Origin of the sequence: Vibrio sp. SNU_ST1 (assembly GCF_030563405.1) — a bacterium.
Taxonomy (GTDB): Bacteria; Pseudomonadota; Gammaproteobacteria; order Enterobacterales; family Vibrionaceae; genus Vibrio.
In genome coordinates this window covers 1,064,795-1,082,286 of record NZ_CP130748.1, presented here as the reverse complement: position 1 = coordinate 1,082,286, position 17,492 = coordinate 1,064,795, and the positions used below count along the sequence as shown (strand labels likewise).

Sequence of the window (17,492 nt, the reverse complement as noted above, 5' to 3'; positions counted from 1 at the left end):
TTCAGTCATACGCTCTATTTTTCAATAAAGTCATATAACCCAATAAAACCGAAAAATTCAGATATATAAACCAACCAGCAAACCCCAAACCAATTCATACCTCTAAAACAACCATCATTTAACATCTTAAACACCATAACCCCACAGTTATTAAACATACCTAATCTATTGCTTTAACCATTCCAACTAGGTAGGCTCATTATCACGCATCAGCTGAATATTTCAGGTTATGCAAACACACATCAAACAATTAAGAATTATCCGCTGAGTTCTCCAAGCGCTAACAACATAATAATCTAAACTTTTGCTTAATCACGGAAGATAAAGTAAACAGTCAAACCGTTTGCCTGTTTTAACTATCACCTCCTTACCAAGCACAGCGTGACGAGAAGCTTCATACCTCAGGGAAGTTGTAAAGGAGTTAAATATGAAGCGAGAACAGTGGGGATCCCGAGCAGGATTTATCCTTGCCGCAGTAGGATCTGCTATTGGTTTAGGAAACATTTGGCGTTTTCCATACATGGCTTATGAAAATGGCGGCGGCGCTTTTTTCATTCCATATCTATTTGCCATGCTTACGGCTGGTATTCCGTTTATGATCCTAGAGTTCAGTATGGGTCAAAAGTATCGTGGTTCTGCACCTGCAACCTTAGCGCGAATCAACTCAAAATTTGAGTGGCTTGGTTGGTTCCAAGTGGGTGTAGCGGCTGTCATCGCGGTCTACTATGTTGCCGTTATCGGTTGGGCAATTTCATACTTCGGTATGTCATTCAATCAAAGCTGGGGAACAGACACTAACGCGTTCTTCTTCAGTGAATATCTAGCTCTAGGTGATAACTCACCGACGAACCTAGGTAGCATCCAATGGGGAATCGCTGGAGCAATGTTACTTGCTTGGGCAATCACTTATGCTGCTATCGTTGGTGGTGTTAAAGCAGGTATCGAGCGTGCGTCTAAAGTAATGATGCCAGTGTTGTTCATAATGGTGATTTTACTTATCGGCCGCATGGTTTTCCTACCGGGTGCTTTAAACGGTATAAATTACATGTTCGAACCTGATTTCAGCAAGATCTGGGACGTAAAAGTATGGGCTGCTGCTTATGGACAAATCTTCTTCACGCTAAGTATCGGTTTTGCGATCATGCTAGCTTACTCAAGCTATTTGCCAGAAAAATCAGATATCACGAACAACGCGTTCATGACGGTTCTTATCAACTGTGGTTTCTCAATTCTTGCGGGTATTATGATTTTCTCTGTTCTTGGCTACATGGCTCAAGAACAAGGTAAACCATTAACTGAAGTAGTATCAGCAGGCGTTGGCCTTGCGTTTGTTACGCTACCTGCAGCGATTAATTTACTTCCAGCACCGTATATTCTGGGTCCACTATTCTTCTTTGCACTTGTTGTGGCAGGTTTAAGCTCTCATATCTCAATTATGGAAGCGGTAACATCTGCAATTATGGACAAGCTGAACTGGAGCCGTAAAAAAGCAGCAAGTATTGTTATTGGCGTTGGTGTTGTGGTGTCTATGGCATTTGCAACTAACGGCGGCCTACTTCTACTAGACCTAGTCGATCACTTCGCTAACAACGTCGGCATCATGGTAGGCGGATTCATTGAAATCCTTCTAATGGCATGGCTACTAAACAAAGTTAGCGATGTACGTGCGTACGTCAATGAGATTTCAGATTTCTCTATAGGCGTATGGTTTAACGTATGTTTACGCTTCGTCACTCCAATTATGCTTGCAATCATTCTTGCAACGAAACTAAGCGCATTGTTTACAGACGGTTACGGTGGCTACGACCTGACTCTTGGTTGGGCAATGATCGCAGGATTACTAGCGATTGGCATTATTATAAATATGACAAGTAAGAAGGAAGCATAATCATGACAACTAGTGCGATTATTATGATGGTTCTTGGTCTTGGTATCACTTGGGGTGGTGCTGCCATTTGCATAAAGCGTGCAATGGACAAACAGAAATAACCTTATTTAAACCATTCAAAAATGCCAGCTACTAAGCTGGCATTTTTTTTGCTCATCACCTAAAACCTGTAGGTGATACCCAGTGCACCACCCACTTGTAATTCAACACCTTTATACATGTCGAGCTCAGGGTGAACTTGCGCGTACGCATTCCAACCTTCGTAGAAATTCACTTTAACACCTAAAGGCAAACGTAAGCCAAAATCATCATTCCACTCAGCCCAAGCACCCGCACCGACATACCAACTCAACGGAGCTTCAGTCTCAAACTGACCACGCTTCAAAATGTAGTCAAATGCAGCACCGTCGTTGCCAATCGTGGCACGGTATTTCTGATCAAATTCGACAACGACACTCAGGTCTTGGTCAATGGCTAATCCAACTTCCAAATCTGGTGCTTCAGAAGCATGCACAAACGCGGCTCCGCTGCAGCACATAAGGCCGATCAAATAACGATGTTTCATAATATTCTCAGACTGTTTTTAAAAATGGTAGTGTACTGGGTTCACAAAGATAGGTGTCATCGCTAGGTAAAAGCGAACTGGCGCTCAAGGTTCGGAATCGGTCTTCAACACATAGAGTTGAGTAGAACTAGTTGAGTAAGAGGAGCTTATACCAATCACAGTAAGTAAGTGATCAAACATAGCGTAGGAAAAAAGCTTGAGAACAAGGCAGAATTTTTCGATAAGTAGTTATTCTACAATCAAAAATTCTAACGAAGTTATCGAGGTTTTTAACAAGCTAGGGTGACCAGTTATTTACTACGATTGGTATTAAGCGTGAGGACATTTTGCATATTGCAGAAAACAAAAAAGGAGGCCACAAGGCCTCCTTTCAATTTATTGAATCAGCGAATTAACCGTTGTTACGGATCCACTCATCCATGTCTGTCTTAAGGTTGTCAGACTTAGTACCGAAGATAGCTTGTACGCCACCAGCAACTACTACAACACCTGCAGCGCCTAGTTTCTTCAGTTTGTCTTGGTCAACAACTGCTGTATCAGCAACTGCTACACGTAGACGAGTAATACAAGCGTCAAGACCAGTGATGTTCGCTTTGCCACCGAATGCAGCAACTAACTCACTAGCAAGCTCTGTACCAGTTGCAACGATTTCGTCTTCTGACTCGTCTTCGCGACCTGGAGTTTTAAGGTCAAGTGCTTTAATCACAGTGCGGAATACGATGTAGTAAATTGCAGCGTAAGCAACACCACATACAACCATTAGGCCCATCTTAGACGCGTTGCCAGATAAAACTAGGAAGTCGATTAGACCGTGTGAGAAAGATGTACCGTGTACAAAACCTAGAGTGTTCGCAAGAACGTATGCAGAACCAGCTAGTAGAGCGTGGATTGCGTACAGTACAGGAGCAACGAATAGGAAAGAGAATTCGATTGGTTCAGTGATACCCGTTAGGAATGAAGTCAACGCAGCAGAAGCCATGATGCCCATTACTTTAGCGCGGTTTTCAGGTTTAGCTGAATGTGCAATCGCGATTGCAGCAGCAGGTAGACCGAACATCTTGAACATGTAACCACCAGCTAGCTGACCGAAGCCATTGCCCGCTGCACGAGATGCGTCATCAGCAACTAGGTAACAAGTAAGAACACCGTTTTGAGTTTCACCAGCAGCGTTTACACAAGTACCAGCTTCGAAGAAGAAAGGTACGTTCCAAACGTGGTGAAGACCAAATGGAATCAAAGAACGCTCAACGATACCGTAGATACCAAACGCCACTTGTGGGTTTTGGTGAGCAGCCCAATCAGAGAACGCAGAGATAGCGCCGCCAACTGGTGGCCATACTACAGATAGTAGGATTGCTAGACCAATCGCAGAGAAACCTGTGATGATTGGCACAGCACGCTTACCAGCGAAGAAGCCAAGGTACTCTGGTAGTTGAATACGGAAGAAACGGTTGAATGCCCAAGCAGCAACACCACCGACTAGGATACCACCTAGTACACCAGTGTCGATTTTATCAACGCCCATTACACTTGCCATTACGCCTAGTGTAGCAGTCATGATGCCGTAACCAACGATAGCAGCTAGACCAGCTACACCGTCGTTATTTGTAAAGCCAAGTGCTACACCTACTGCGAACAGCAGTGCCATTTGACCGAATACTGAACCACCCGCTTGTTCCATTAAGTTTGAAACGATTTCTGGAATGAAAGGAAGATCTGCTGCACCGACACCTAGCAAAATACCCGCAACTGGTAAAACTGATACTGGTAGCATCAGAGACTTACCAACTTTCTGCAGGCTAGCAAAAAGGTTCTTAAACATGTTTATGCTCCTGATAAAGATAAAATAATTATATGGGTCCTAACGGCACACCCCCGTAGCCTATATGTTAGCACCCAGTGAAAATGTAACCATGTATTGCATTATATTTTCTGCCGCTAAATATATATTGATGGGGAACTAACTTTCTAGTCACTTACGAAATTTAGTTTCAAAACACGTCTTGGATCACATGTCAAATATAGAAATGCAATGCTTTACAAGCCACTAAGCGCCTGAAAAATAAATAAATTATAATGACCCCCTATTATTTCACTGAGTAAATAAAATAGAGGGCAATGTTATTTTTAGTAACAAAATTACAAATGTTGTAATTCACGCTCTCAAGTTCAACATATTCCGTAAACATTAAAAAAAAACGCATTTTTGGTGATCAAAAACACAAAAAGGGAGCTTTCGCTCCCTTTTGTTTGTTTAGTTAGATTTCTATCGCAAAAAAAGTTTTTGGTAATTTTTGGTCGTTTGTTCAGCAACTTCTTTCATTGATACCCCTTTTAACTGGGCGATATAAGCCGCAACTTCGACTACATATGCAGGCTGATTCTCTTTACCACGATATGGAATTGGCGCCAAATATGGCGAATCCGTTTCGATCAGCAACCTATCTAGAGGTAGGTTTTTCACAACGTCTTTAAGTTCTGTGGCTTGTTTAAAGGTCACAATACCTGAGATCGAGATATAGAAACCTAATTCCATTGCCGCTTCAGCGAACGCTTGATCTTCAGTAAAGCAGTGAATCACACCACCACACTTCTCTGCTCCGCCGTCGCGTAAAATAGCTAACGTATCTTCACGCGCGTTACGCGTGTGGATGATCAAAGGTTTATTAAGCTCAACAGCCAACTCAACGTGCTGCTTGAACCTGAGCTGTTGTAGCTCTGCAGTCTCTGGTTGGTAATGATAATCTAGGCCAGTTTCACCAATCGCCACTACTTTCGGGTTGCTCGCATACTCACGCATTCTTTCTAAACAGAAGTCGCTCTCTACGTCGAGAGGGTGAACGCCACACGAAGCCTTAACGTTATTAAACGGCGAGATCATCTCAAGCATGTTTTCAAACGAATCCAGCGTCACACCGACAGAAAGCAGTTGGTCTACGTTGGCTGCCTTCGCCTTATTAACCACGTCTTCTACGCTGGTGTGTAAATCTTGGTAATCCAGTTTATCTAAATGACAATGGGAATCTACGAACATGTTTCCTCGCAAGTGGCTATCAGCCAATTCATTATGAGTAGCTCCGTATTGAGCCCAGGGTGGTGCTTTAACTGCTCAATCAATATCAGCAGTTTATTCGATGCTGCATAAGCACTTTGATAAGACATCACCTCACACAGTGCTTTCGCACTCGGAATGATAGCCTGATTCGCTAAACCAAAATGCACCTTTTGTACATCTGACAATAAATGCCAAAGCCAGCTAAGTTGAATCAAAGGGTCTTTGCTGAGCTCTGTAGAGAACTTCAGTATGTCGGGTTGAGTGCCTTTTATCACATTGACAAAGCCATCGAGCACTTTTGTTGAAGCTTCAACGCCACCTTGATCAAACATTGCTTTCGCTTTCAGAGGTGCGTTGTCGTTCAATGTCAGTATGTACTGAGGAACCGTTTTACCAACTTCTCCATTTAACCATGCCGATCCTGCATCCAATTGTGGGCACACCACATTAAATTGCTGGCAACGGCTAAGAATAGTTGGCATTAAGCGATTACTGTTGCGCGTCGAAAGGATGAAAATACAATTACTCGCAGGTTCTTCCAGTGTTTTCAAAAGCGCATTAGACGCCGATTCATTCATCGCTTCAGCCGGACTCAGCAAAATGACACGCAAGCCACCCAACTGTGACGATTGTTGAGCCCAGCGGTTACTCGCACGCACTTGGTCAACGGTAATCGATTTACCTTCTTTCTCAGGTTCGATCACATGGAAATCCGGGTGACTCCCCGACTTCATCAGTTCACAACTGTGGCAAAATCCGCACGCTTCACTTTCGTAATTAACACACATCAGTGCCGACGTAAGCTGACTAACCAGCGCTTCCACGCCAAGCCCTTCAGGCGCATTAACGATCACAGAGTTAGGAAAACGTTCTGCATCGAGACTTTTTTTCCACTCACTCCATACAGGTGTGAGCCAAGAATAAACTTCAGCCATGACTACCTACTGTTTATTGAGCCAAGCACTGAGCGCGACTTTAATATCAGCGGCTACTTGCTCAATTTCTTGCTGCGCATTAATCACGAGTACAGAATCGTCTTGCCCTGCAATTTCTAAGTAACGCTCACGCGTGCGATCGAAAAATGAGATGTCCATCTTTTCAATTCTATCAAGCTCACCACGACCTCTAGCACGCTCTAGCCCGACTCTAGGGTCTAGGTCCAAATATAGTGTTAAATCTGGCTTAAAGCCGCCTAGCGTAGTTGCTTTCAGTGATTCCATAGTGCTACGAGCGATCTGACGACCACCACCTTGGTATGCTTGAGAAGACATATCATGGCGATCACCCAATACCCATTTACCGCTGTCTAATGCGGGCTTGATGACGTTTTCGACCAATTGAACGCGTGCTGCGTACATCAGCAGTAGTTCCGTCATATCTTGAAGCTTCTCGCCTTCGTGCTCTTCTTTAACCAATGAGCGCATCTTTTCAGCCAAGACAGTGCCACCCGGTTCACGAGTATTAACGATATCTTTAACACCCGATGCTTTTAATGTCTCGACGATGGCATTGATTGCTGTACTTTTACCAGCACCTTCAAGGCCTTCAACTACGATAAATTTCGACTGATTCATAATTCTTTCTTTATTTGTTTTTTCTTAATTGCTTTAAGTAAGCTCGTACTGCACGGTTATGCTCAGTCAAACTCTTTGAAAATACGTGACCGCCCGTTCCACTCGCAACAAAATACAGATAGTTGCTCTTCTCTGGATTCAGAGCCGCGTTGATAGACGCTTTACCCGCCATCGCGATCGGTGTTGGCGGTAAACCGCTCATTGTATAGGTGTTGTACGGCGTTGGTGTGCGTAGATCTTTCTTACGAATATTGCCCTTGTAGCTATCGCCCATGCCGTAGATAACCGTTGGATCAGTTTGCAGACGCATACGCTTGTTCAAGCGGTTAACGAATACAGAAGACACACGCTCACGCTCAGAAGCGACAGCAGTCTCTTTCTCGATAATAGACGCAAGAATTAGAGCTTCATACGGTGATTTAAGAGGCAGCTTACCGGCTCTATTTTCCCACTCGTCATTGACCACGTTCATTAGATCGCGATGTGCGCGTTTCAACAAATCTAAATCCGTTGTGCCGTAGGTATAGTGGTATGTTTCCGCTAAGAAAAGGCCTTCTAGTTTTTCATTTTCGATACCAAGCTTTTGTGCGATCTCTTTTTCAGACACACCGTCCAACGTCTGCTGAATGAATTCGTTGTCTTTTAGCTGAATAAGCCACTCATCAAAACGACTGCCCTCTACGAAGGTAATGGTAAATTGGTGCTCTTTCCCTTCGACCAGCACTTGTAGCGCTTGCTCAAGGGTTAAACCCGGCTCAAGCAGGAATGTACCCGCTTTTACGTCTACAAGCTCAGGATGTAACTTACGGATTAATTTCTCGTAAGGAGAAGCCTCAAACAGCCCTTCATTAATCAACTGTGCGAGAACGCGGTTAAAGCTGCTGCCTGAAGCAACAGTAACAACTTGTGGTTTTTCTAATTGAATAACTTGTTTCAGGTTATCTTGCGCTTGGTTGTAAACATAAAAACCAGCAGCCGCGGCTGCGATTAGGCACAAAATAATAAAAATAAATAACTTTTTGATCACGAGTTTAGTTGTCCTTGAAGGCTACGAGTAACGGTTCCAATGTTGAATTGGGTATCACTAATACGGGTAACTGGGGCAACCCCTAAAATGGAGTTGGTTATGAAGATTTCATCAGCTCGCATTAGCTGAGATAGGCTGTAGTCACTAATTGTAACGGAAAGTTCAGCCTGATTCAGCGCGGTTAACACTTGCTTACGCATAACCCCGGCGACGCCACTTTGCGTCAGTTGAGGTGTGTGAATCATCTGCCCTTTTCGCCAAAACAGATTAGCCATGGTGGTTTCAATCACATTACCTGATATATCCAGAACCACACCATCCACTTTACCGGCCTGATCCATTTCATCTTTCATCAAGATCTGCTCAAGGCGATTATTGTGCTTATGCCCAGCTAATAATGGGCTCAAGCCCAGTGCTTGTTGGCAGATACCAAGTTCAACACCGGAGTCTTGCCACGCGGAATAATGATTTGGGTAATCAAATGTGCTGATGGTTATCGTTGGCTTGGCGATATTCTTAGTACTGTAGCCACGACCGCCGGCCCCACGGCTAACGTGCAGCTTGATCCCTGATTTTTCATTACGAGGCTTGTTTCTACCTTGAAGATTCGTTGAGCCATCAAGGCTCTTTGTACCAGGAATCGCATTGTGTTGGATATGTTCAAGTGCATTATCGAGCCAAAGGTTAACCGTATTCCAATCAAGCTCGGAAATGCGTAACGCTTTAAGGCAATCATCGACACGACGCTGATGATCGTGAAAATATTGAATCTGGCCATCTTGAACGAGCATGGTAGTAAAACAGCCGTCTCCATACTGAAACGAGCGATCTAAGATATCGACAGTTTGCTGACTTTCTCCATCAACCCAAAACATGTTTTTCCCCATAAAAAGAAACGGCTCAATGCTAAAGCATCGAGCCGTTTAAAAACAGTTCTAATTATGACTATCTACGATGTTTGACTCTTATATAAGATGATTAAATCTTTTTGAAGATCAAACAGCCGTTAGTACCACCGAAGCCGAATGAGTTACATGCAGCATATTCCATACCGCTAACTTTACGCGCGGTGTGAGGTACTAAGTCAATATCTAAGCCTTCTTCAGGATCATCTAAGTTGATTGTTGGTGGAACAATTTGATCAATTAGAGACATCGCTGTGATGATAGCTTCAGCAGAACCCGCAGCACCTAGAAGGTGGCCTGTCATTGACTTCGTAGAAGAAACCAAGACTTGCTTGCTGCCTGCTTCGCCAAGAGCACGCTTGATGCCCTTCACTTCCGCTACGTCACCTGCTGGAGTCGAAGTACCGTGTGCGTTAACATAACCGATTTGTTCACCAGTAATGCCAGCATCACGCATAGCCGCTTCCATTGCTAGTGCGCCACCAGAACCATCTTCACTTGGAGATGTCATGTGGTAAGCGTCACCCGACATACCGAAGCCAACTAGCTCACAATAAATCTTAGCGCCACGAGCTTTAGCATGTTCATACTCTTCAAGAACCATCATGCCTGCACCGTCACCAAGAACGAAGCCGTCACGGCCTTTGTCCCATGGACGAGAAGCTTTTTGAGGCTCATCGTTACGAGTAGACAGTGCTTTAGCCGCACCAAAACCGCCCATACCTAGTGGTGTCGATGCTTTTTCAGCACCACCCGCTAGCATTGCGTCAGCATCGCCGTATGCAATCATACGAGCTGCGTGGCCAATGTTATGTAGGCCAGTCGTACATGCTGTAGAGATCGCGATGTTTGGACCGCGTAGGCCACGCATGATAGACATGTGACCTGCAATCATATTCACGATCGTCGACGGTACGAAGAACGGGCTGATTTTACGAGGGCCTTTTTCAGTTAGAGCCTTGTGACCGGCTTCGATCAAACCAAGACCACCAATACCAGAACCGATAGCAACGCCTACACGAGGAGCGTTTTCTTCAGTAATAATTAGGGCTGAATCATCTAAAGCTTGAATACCTGCTGCGACGCCGTACTGGATGAACAAGTCCATCTTACGAGCATCTTTTTTAGTCATATACTCTTCGCAGTTAAAGTCTTTAACTAGACCTGCAAAACGAGTTGAGAAATTGGTTGCATCAAAATGATCGATATTAACGATACCACTTTGACCAGCTAGCAGGGCTTTCCAAGAAGATTCTACAGTGTTGCCTACCGGCGACAACATACCCATGCCAGTGACAACTACACGACGCTTGGACACGATATTACACTCCGGGGATTGAGGTGATTTAAGATGAGGATAGATGAGTTAGATAAAACACAGGCGGTCGAGGTGACCGCCTGGGAGAGATTATTACTGAGCGCTAGTTACGTAATCGATAGCAGCTTGAACAGTAGTAATTTTCTCAGCTTCGTCATCTGGAATCTCAGTGTCGAATTCTTCTTCTAGAGCCATTACTAGCTCAACTGTGTCTAGAGAATCTGCACCTAGGTCATCAACGAAAGAAGCTTCGTTTTTAACTTCAGCTTCGTCTACACCTAGCTGTTCAACAATGATTTTCTTTACGCGTTCTTCGAGGTTGCTCATTTTTTCTTTTCCTTTACAGAGTTCGCTTTATGCGATGTTTTCCGTAGTTTATTCAATCTATTGAAAGTTGCAAGGTCAACTTTTCTGGTCAAACCACAATTTTCACGATTTTAACCGAAATTACGTATGATCTTGACTTAAATCATGCACAAATGTTGCACATAATTTACACCATGTACATACCGCCATTGACGTGAAGTGTTTCACCTGTGATATAAGCTGCCGCAGGTGACGCCAAAAATACCACAGCTTCAGCGATTTCGCGAGGATCACCTAATCGACCTGCTGGTACATTCGCCAAAGTTACTGCACGTTGGTCATCATTTAGCGCTTTAGTCATGTCAGTTTCTATGAAACCAGGTGCTACAGTGTTCACTGTAATACCACGAGACGCAACTTCACGAGCCATTGATTTAGTAAAACCAATTACGCCTGCTTTTGCAGCTGCGTAGTTAGCTTGACCAGCGTTACCCATAGTACCGACTACAGAACCAACGTTTACGATACGTCCTTGACGCTTCTTCATCATGCCACGCAATACAGCTTTAGACATGCGGAAGATAGGCGTTAGGTTAGTATCGATGATGTCATTCCATTCATCGTCTTTCATACGCATAAGTAGGTTATCACGAGTGATACCTGCGTTGTTAACCAGAATGTCAATCGCACCGAATTCATCGTTGATGGTTTTCAGTGTAGCTGCAATTGAGTCAACATCCGTTACATTAAGAGCAAGACCTTTACCGTTCTCACCTAGGTACTCACTGATTGCAGCAGCGCCGCCTTCAGACGTAGCAGTACCGATAACTTTAGCACCACGCTCAACTAAAAGTTCAGCGATTGCACGACCGATACCACGGCTTGCGCCTGTAACTAGTGCAACTTTGCCTTCTAAATTCATCATAACTTCTCTATTAAGTGTTTATTTACTTAGCAGCTTCTAATGATGCAGTGTCATTAACTGCAGCAGCTGTCATAGTTTTTACGATTCGTTTTGTTAGACCGGTAAGAACTTTACCTGGACCTAATTCTAGTAGCTTCTCTACGCCTTGCTCATTCATCGCTTGTACACCTTCAGTCCAACGAACTGGGCTGTACAGCTGGCGAACAAGTGCGCTTTTGATTTTTGCCGGGTCTGTTTCAGCAATAACATCAACGTTATTGATAACAGGCAGTGCCGGCGTGTTGAACTCTAGAGCTTCTAGAGCAACCGCTAGCTTGTCTGCTGCAGGCTTCATAAGGGCACAGTGAGACGGCACAGATACTGGTAAAGGAAGAGCACGTTTAGCGCCCGCTTCTTTACATAATGCACCCGCGCGCTCTACTGCTGCTTTGTTACCCGCGATAACAACTTGGCCAGGTGAATTGAAGTTAACTGGAGACACAACTTCGTCTTGTGCCGCTTCTTCACATGCTTTAGCAATCGCTTCATCATCTAGACCGATGATTGCGTACATTGCACCAACGCCCGCAGGAACCGCTTCTTGCATCAGTTGACCACGTAGCTCAACTAGCTTGATCGCTTCTTTGAAGTCGATAACGCCAGCACATACAAGTGCAGAGTATTCACCTAGGCTGTGACCTGCTAGATTTGCAGGTTGCTCTAGACCAAGCTCTTGCCATACACGCCAGATTGCAACAGACGCTGTTAGTAGAGCCGGTTGAGTACGGAAAGTTTCATTTAGATTTTCTACTGGACCATCTTGAACCAATGCCCATAGATCGTAACCAAGTGCTTCTGAAGCTTCAGCAAATGTCTTTTTAACAACATCATACTGTTCGCCTAGGTCAGCAAGCATACCGATAGCTTGAGAGCCTTGGCCTGGGAATACGATAGCAAATTTGCTCATTGTAATTTTCCTTTAAGCAAAGCAAAAAATTGAATAAGGCACATAAGTTATGTGCCTTGTTTGTTGATTATCGCTTGGGGTTAGAATTTAACTAACGCAGAACCCCAAGTGAAGCCGCCGCCAAACGCTTCAAGTAGAAGCGTTTGACCACGTTTAATTCGCCCGTCGCGAACAGCCTCATCAAGGGCCGTTGGTACGGTAGCTGCCGACGTATTGCCGTGCTTATCAAGAGTAATCACAACTTGATCAAGCGACATAGTCAGCTTTTTAGCGGTTGCCGAGATAATACGGTAGTTCGCTTGATGTGGAACTAACCAATCAAGCTCTGACTTATCCATATTGTTCGCCGCTAATGTGTCTTTAACTAGCTTAGAAAGCTGAGTTACCGCCACTTTAAATACTTCGTTGCCCGCCATGTGCAACCATTTATCTGCATCACCGCCACGCTCTGGAACTTCTAGGCTTAGAAGCTCACCATATTTACCATCAGAGTAAATGTGAGTAGACAAAATACCTGGCTCTTCGCTTGCGCCAACAACTACCGCACCTGCAGCATCACCAAATAAGATGATAGTAGAGCGGTCAGTCGGATCACAGGTTTTTGACAGTGCATCCGCACCGATTACCAAAACGTTCTTACACATGCCAGTCTTGATGTGTTGATCAGCAACAGAGAGTGCGTAGACAAAACCAGAACACGCCGCAGCCAAATCAAACGCAGGGCAACCTTTGATACCAAGCTTGCCTTGTACCTGACATGCCGAAGACGGAAATGTGTGGCTACTGCTGGTTGTCGCAACGATGATTAAATCAATATCTTCTTTGTCGATACCTGCCATTTCAATGGCATTCTCAGCAGCGTAAAACGCCATATCCGCAACGGTTTCGTTTTCCGCTGAAATACGACGCTCTTTAATACCTGTTCTAGCAACGATCCACTCATCGCTAGTCTCTACCATTTTCTCTAAGTCTGCGTTAGTACGCACCTGAGATGGCAAGTAGCTGCCAGTACCTAAAATTTTGCTATACATGAAGACTAATAATGCCTCTCGAGTAAAACCGCTTCCAAACGATCGCTAATGCGACTGGGGACTTGTCGTTTGACCTCGTGTACTGCCTCACCAATCGCGTTGACGACTGCAGACACATCAGCACTTCCATGGCTTTTAATGACAATGCCGCGCAATCCTAACAAACTTGCGCCGTTATACTGGTCGGGGTTCAAGGTTTTTAATTCAGTAAATAGCTCAGAAAACAACATTCTGGCAATCCAACCCTTTATTGTTGAAGCCATAATGCGCGTTTTTAGCTTATCAATAAAGAGCTGAGCCGTACCTTCACACGTTTTTAAGCAGACATTGCCCACAAAACCATCACATACGACGACATCAGCAGCATCTTGAAGTAATTGATTACCTTCTATATAACCTATGAAGTTCACAGACTGAGTATTCGACAACATTTCAGAGCATCGTTTTACAAGGTCATTGCCTTTGATTTCTTCAGCGCCGATATTCAAGATAGCGACACGAGGCGCGCGACCTAAATGTTGTTCTGCTAATGCACTGCCCATTACGGCAAACTGAAACAGTGAATCCGCGTCACTAGAAACGTTCGCCCCTAAGTCAAGCATCCATGTGCGGTTGCCAGAAGCGGTAGGCAAAGCTGAAACCAATGCAGGCCTATCAATACCAGGAAGAAGTTTGAGTCGGAAACGAGATAACGCCATCAGTGCGCCGGTGTTGCCACCACTCACACAAGCATCAGCTTGTGACTCGGCAACCAGATCGATAGCAGCACGCATAGAGCTCCCCTGACTGTTGCGTAGGGCCAGTGAAGGTTTTTCAGAATTGGAAATAACTCGATCACAATGCTGGATACTCAAACGAGAATCAGGCATTCGACCTAATGAAGATAATTGAGATGTGATCGCGTTTCGATCACCTATTAGAATGACTTTTAGCTCTGGGAAATACGACAGTGCCTGCACGGCGGCAGGCACTGTAACACGAGGACCGAAGTCCCCGCCCATTGCATCAAGCGCAACGGTTAGATTTTGCAAAGGTCAACCTTACTTGTTGATAACCTTTTTGCCGCGGTAGAAACCTTCGGCAGTCACGTTGTGACGTAGGTGAGTTTCACCTGAAGTTGCGTCTACAGAAAGTGCAGCTGTAGTTAGCGCATCGTGTGAACGACGCATGCCACGCATTGAACGTGATTTCTTGCTCTTTTGTACGGCCATTGACCCTACTCCTATGTAAATTCTTAAAGATACTTACTAATAAGTTACTTCTTTAAGTTTTTTAAAACATCAAATGGATTCGGCTTTTTATCTTCCTCAATTTCTTCAGGAAGTTCACCAAACACCAAGTTATTTGAGTTAACGCTACATTTCGCATCGTCGTGCATTGCTATTTGTGGCAATCCAAGGATGAACTCGTCTTCAACTAATTGAATCAGGTCTAACTCACCGTACTCGTTCAGATCTACCAAATCGTACTCTTCCGGTGCTTCCTCTTCACTTTTCTCGCTGTAAACAGGAGTATAAGTAAATTGGACATCGCACTCATGTGCGAAAACCTCATTACAACGTTGACACTCTAAATCGACTTCGACGTTAGCTTTACCAGAGATAACGACTAATCGTTGTTCATCAAGCCCAAATGACATTGAGACTTGCGCGTCACGTTTTACGCCTTCAGTTGTTTCGGTTAAACGCTTTAAAAGACTGACTTGAATGATACCATCCATATCGAGTCGTTTTTGAGCCGTTCTTGCCGGATCAACTGTACGCGGTATTTTTTCCTTTTGCATAGGGCGCGAATCTTATCTTCCAAATCGTGTTTAGTCAAAGGAAATGGCAAAAAAAATGTACTTTCCTACCTTTCCTGTTCAGAGCATTATGAATAGCAGGCTAAGTTACGTTATCCTGAACTAAATGCTTACACGAATTGTAAATTAAAATGAGAAATTACCAACTAGTTTTAGCTTCTACATCTCCATTTAGGCAAGAGATCCTCAAAAAACTACAGTTAGACTTTGTCACAGCGAAGCCTGACTGCGATGAAACGCCACTTCCAGAAGAGACTCCTCAACAATTGGTAATGCGTCTTGCTGAGACCAAAGCCAAGTCTTGTGCTGTCGAACAACCAAGCCTAGTGATTGGTTCCGATCAAGTATGTGTGATTGACGAAGAAATCATTGGCAAACCTCATACTCGTGAAAAAGCGATTGAGCAGTTGTCTCGTCAAAGTGGTAAGAGCATCACTTTCTATACTGGGATAACGGTATGGAACAGCGAGACCAGTAAAGCTGACACGCGTCTCGACACCTTTGTTGTGCATTTCCGTGATTTAACTGAGCAACAGATCATTTCTTATGTTGAGAAAGAGCAGCCTTATTACTGCGCAGGCAGTTTTATGTGCGAAGGATTAGGCATTGCGTTATTTAAGAAAATGGAAGGGAAAGACCCGAATACCTTGATCGGCTTACCGCTGATCGATCTGGTCGATATGTTAGAAGCGCAAGGAATGAATGTGCTGTAGGAAATAGCGGCTAAAGATAAGATTCCCTACTCCTTCCTTCGTCAGTCTCAGGAATGACGAAGATAGCTACATTACCCAATCGCTAATGATGTAGAACCTGACTTTAAAAAATCGTCATCCTCAAGAGCGAGGAACGAACGAGTTGGGGATCTTCTACAACATATGAAAACAAAAAAGTTGACGATATTCGTCAACCTTTATCATTTGCAGGTAGCTAATACTAAATCCTGAAAGAATTATCTCTTTCGTATCTCGTATCTCGTATCTCGTATCTTCTTAAAGCTTACGCAAACCAGTTAAGGCTCTCTCTAGCCTTTTTTCCATCGGCGCAGAGATATCCATTTTCTCTTCACTGCCTGGATGCATGAACTTGATGTTAGCTGCATGTAAGAACAGACGATTAAGGCCAACCTTTCCTGTGTAAGCATCGAAACGACGATCACCGTAACGATCATCCCAAGCAATTGGGTGACCAGTATACTGAGCGTGCACACGAATTTGGTGTGTACGGCCTGTAATTGGGCTAGCTTGAATCAACGTCGCCTCTTGGAATTTCTCTAAAACCTTAAAGCGGGTTTCAGAAGCTTTACCATTAGGGTTCACTCGAACAATGCTATTCACTTCATTTTTTAACAAAGGTGCGTTGACGACTTTACAGCTGTTCTTCCATTCGCCCATCACTAAAGCGAAATAGTATTTTTGAACCGTTTTTTCACGGAACTGTGCTTGAAGGTGTCTTAGCGCCGAGCGCTTCTTAGCAACAAGCAAAATGCCAGACGTATCTCTATCAATACGGTGCACTAACTCAAGAAAACGAGCATCAGGGCGAAGAGCACGCAATGCTTCAATCGCGCCAAACTTCAAGCCGCTGCCACCATGAACCGCAGTACCTGATGGTTTATTGAGAATCAGCATGTGATCATCTTCATAGATGATGCACTGTTCCAATTCCGAAACCTTATTGAGTTTCGTGCTCGGTACGTTCTCTTCCGTTTTCTCTTCAATAGTAACGGGAGGGATACGTACTAAGTCGCCAGCTTTTAGTTTGTACTCAGCCTTGATACGTTTCTTGTTAACGCGGACTTCGCCTTTACGCACGATTCGGTAAATCATGCTTTTCGGGATGTTTTTTAATTGGTTGCGTAAGAAGTTATCAATACGCTGACCAGCCATATCTTCGTCAATGTCGACAAATTGGACTTGGGTTCTAATTTCGCTCATTGGGTTATTGTATCACTGTCACTTTTGATAATTGAGATTTTCTTAACCCTATTCTGAACTTATTTATCTAAAATCCCTGCGACTCTATCCCTAAAAGGTCATTGAAGTTCTATATTTCTTTGATTCTTCGAACAAAAAAGCACCAAGCTTCCCCCAAATTAAAATATCAATTGATAAATTATTTATAGACAGTGAGTTAGAGCTATCAAAACCCAAA

19 protein-coding genes are annotated in these 17,492 nt (G+C 44.0%); 3 read left to right on the top strand and 16 right to left on the bottom strand.

Going from position 1 to position 17,492, the window contains the following annotated elements; all coding sequences use genetic code 11:
- The first annotated feature begins 427 nt into the window (after positions 1–427).
- Positions 428–1,888: a sodium-dependent transporter gene (locus tag Q5H80_RS04870; protein ID WP_304569016.1), complete on the top strand. Its 1,461-nt coding sequence runs from the start codon at positions 428–430 to the stop codon at positions 1,886–1,888.
- 2 nt (positions 1,889–1,890) lie between these two features.
- Positions 1,891–1,989, top strand: a complete 99-nt coding sequence (locus Q5H80_RS04865; RefSeq protein ID WP_009848986.1) for a methionine/alanine import family NSS transporter small subunit — start codon at positions 1,891–1,893, stop codon at positions 1,987–1,989.
- Positions 1,990–2,048: 59 nt separating this feature from the next.
- Here Q5H80_RS04865 and Q5H80_RS04860 read toward each other — a convergent pair whose 3' ends face one another.
- From Q5H80_RS04860 to yceD, 15 genes are all read right to left on the bottom strand, one after another.
- On the bottom strand, positions 2,049–2,453 hold the full coding sequence (locus Q5H80_RS04860; RefSeq protein ID WP_304569015.1) for a hypothetical protein: 405 nt from the start codon (positions 2,451–2,453) through the stop codon (positions 2,049–2,051).
- A 391-nt stretch (positions 2,454–2,844) separates the two neighbouring features.
- Positions 2,845–4,275, bottom strand: coding sequence for a PTS glucose transporter subunit IIBC (ptsG, locus tag Q5H80_RS04855; protein WP_304569014.1), 1,431 nt, complete (start codon positions 4,273–4,275; stop codon positions 2,845–2,847).
- A 444-nt stretch (positions 4,276–4,719) separates the two neighbouring features.
- The gene (locus Q5H80_RS04850) at positions 4,720–5,487 is read right to left on the bottom strand and encodes a TatD family hydrolase (RefSeq protein WP_304569013.1); all 768 of its coding nucleotides are present in this window, start codon (positions 5,485–5,487) and stop codon (positions 4,720–4,722) included.
- Positions 5,478–6,443 (bottom strand): DNA polymerase III subunit delta', encoded by a 966-nt coding sequence (locus Q5H80_RS04845; RefSeq protein WP_304569012.1) that lies wholly within the window; start codon positions 6,441–6,443, stop codon positions 5,478–5,480. The genes Q5H80_RS04850 and Q5H80_RS04845 overlap by 10 nt, the downstream gene beginning before the upstream one ends.
- A 6-nt stretch (positions 6,444–6,449) precedes the next feature.
- Entirely contained in the window at positions 6,450–7,082 is a 633-nt protein-coding gene (gene tmk, locus Q5H80_RS04840; protein ID WP_065677964.1) for a dTMP kinase, read from the bottom strand.
- Positions 7,083–7,092: 10 nt separating this feature from the next.
- Positions 7,093–8,109 (bottom strand): endolytic transglycosylase MltG, encoded by a 1,017-nt coding sequence (gene mltG, locus Q5H80_RS04835; RefSeq protein ID WP_304569011.1) that lies wholly within the window; start codon positions 8,107–8,109, stop codon positions 7,093–7,095.
- On the bottom strand, positions 8,106–8,984 hold the full coding sequence (pabC, locus tag Q5H80_RS04830) for an aminodeoxychorismate lyase (RefSeq protein WP_304569010.1): 879 nt from the start codon (positions 8,982–8,984) through the stop codon (positions 8,106–8,108). The genes mltG and pabC overlap by 4 nt, the downstream gene beginning before the upstream one ends.
- A gap of 103 nt (positions 8,985–9,087) precedes the next feature.
- Entirely contained in the window at positions 9,088–10,332 is a 1,245-nt protein-coding gene (fabF, locus tag Q5H80_RS04825; RefSeq protein ID WP_102577025.1) for a beta-ketoacyl-ACP synthase II, read from the bottom strand.
- A gap of 93 nt (positions 10,333–10,425) precedes the next feature.
- On the bottom strand, positions 10,426–10,659 hold the full coding sequence (acpP, locus tag Q5H80_RS04820; protein WP_012603569.1) for an acyl carrier protein: 234 nt from the start codon (positions 10,657–10,659) through the stop codon (positions 10,426–10,428).
- 166 nt (positions 10,660–10,825) lie between these two features.
- A complete protein-coding gene (gene fabG, locus Q5H80_RS04815) occupies positions 10,826–11,560 on the bottom strand; it encodes a 3-oxoacyl-ACP reductase FabG (RefSeq protein WP_029222897.1) in 735 nt (244 codons plus the stop codon).
- A gap of 25 nt (positions 11,561–11,585) precedes the next feature.
- The gene (fabD, locus tag Q5H80_RS04810; RefSeq protein WP_012603567.1) at positions 11,586–12,509 is read right to left on the bottom strand and encodes an ACP S-malonyltransferase; all 924 of its coding nucleotides are present in this window, start codon (positions 12,507–12,509) and stop codon (positions 11,586–11,588) included.
- Between the two features lie 80 nt (positions 12,510–12,589).
- Positions 12,590–13,540, bottom strand: coding sequence for a beta-ketoacyl-ACP synthase III (locus tag Q5H80_RS04805; protein ID WP_010437276.1), 951 nt, complete (start codon positions 13,538–13,540; stop codon positions 12,590–12,592).
- Positions 13,541–13,545: 5 nt separating this feature from the next.
- Positions 13,546–14,571 carry a phosphate acyltransferase PlsX gene (gene plsX / locus Q5H80_RS04800; RefSeq protein ID WP_304569009.1) on the bottom strand — a complete coding sequence of 342 codons (1,026 nt, stop codon included), beginning with the start codon at positions 14,569–14,571 and terminating at the stop codon, positions 13,546–13,548.
- 9 nt (positions 14,572–14,580) lie between these two features.
- On the bottom strand, positions 14,581–14,751 hold the full coding sequence (gene rpmF / locus Q5H80_RS04795) for a 50S ribosomal protein L32 (protein ID WP_004737376.1): 171 nt from the start codon (positions 14,749–14,751) through the stop codon (positions 14,581–14,583).
- Between the two features lie 44 nt (positions 14,752–14,795).
- A complete protein-coding gene (gene yceD / locus Q5H80_RS04790) occupies positions 14,796–15,323 on the bottom strand; it encodes a 23S rRNA accumulation protein YceD (RefSeq protein ID WP_004733994.1) in 528 nt (175 codons plus the stop codon).
- A 149-nt stretch (positions 15,324–15,472) separates the two neighbouring features.
- Between yceD and Q5H80_RS04785 the strand changes: the two genes are divergently transcribed.
- Complete coding sequence (locus Q5H80_RS04785) at positions 15,473–16,054, top strand: nucleoside triphosphate pyrophosphatase (protein ID WP_304569008.1); 582 nt, start codon at positions 15,473–15,475, stop codon at positions 16,052–16,054.
- Positions 16,055–16,330: 276 nt separating this feature from the next.
- Here the strand turns inward: Q5H80_RS04785 and rluC are convergent, their stop codons facing one another.
- Positions 16,331–17,275 carry a 23S rRNA pseudouridine(955/2504/2580) synthase RluC gene (gene rluC, locus Q5H80_RS04780; protein ID WP_304569007.1) on the bottom strand — a complete coding sequence of 315 codons (945 nt, stop codon included), beginning with the start codon at positions 17,273–17,275 and terminating at the stop codon, positions 16,331–16,333.
- Positions 17,276–17,492: the final 217 nt, after the last annotated feature.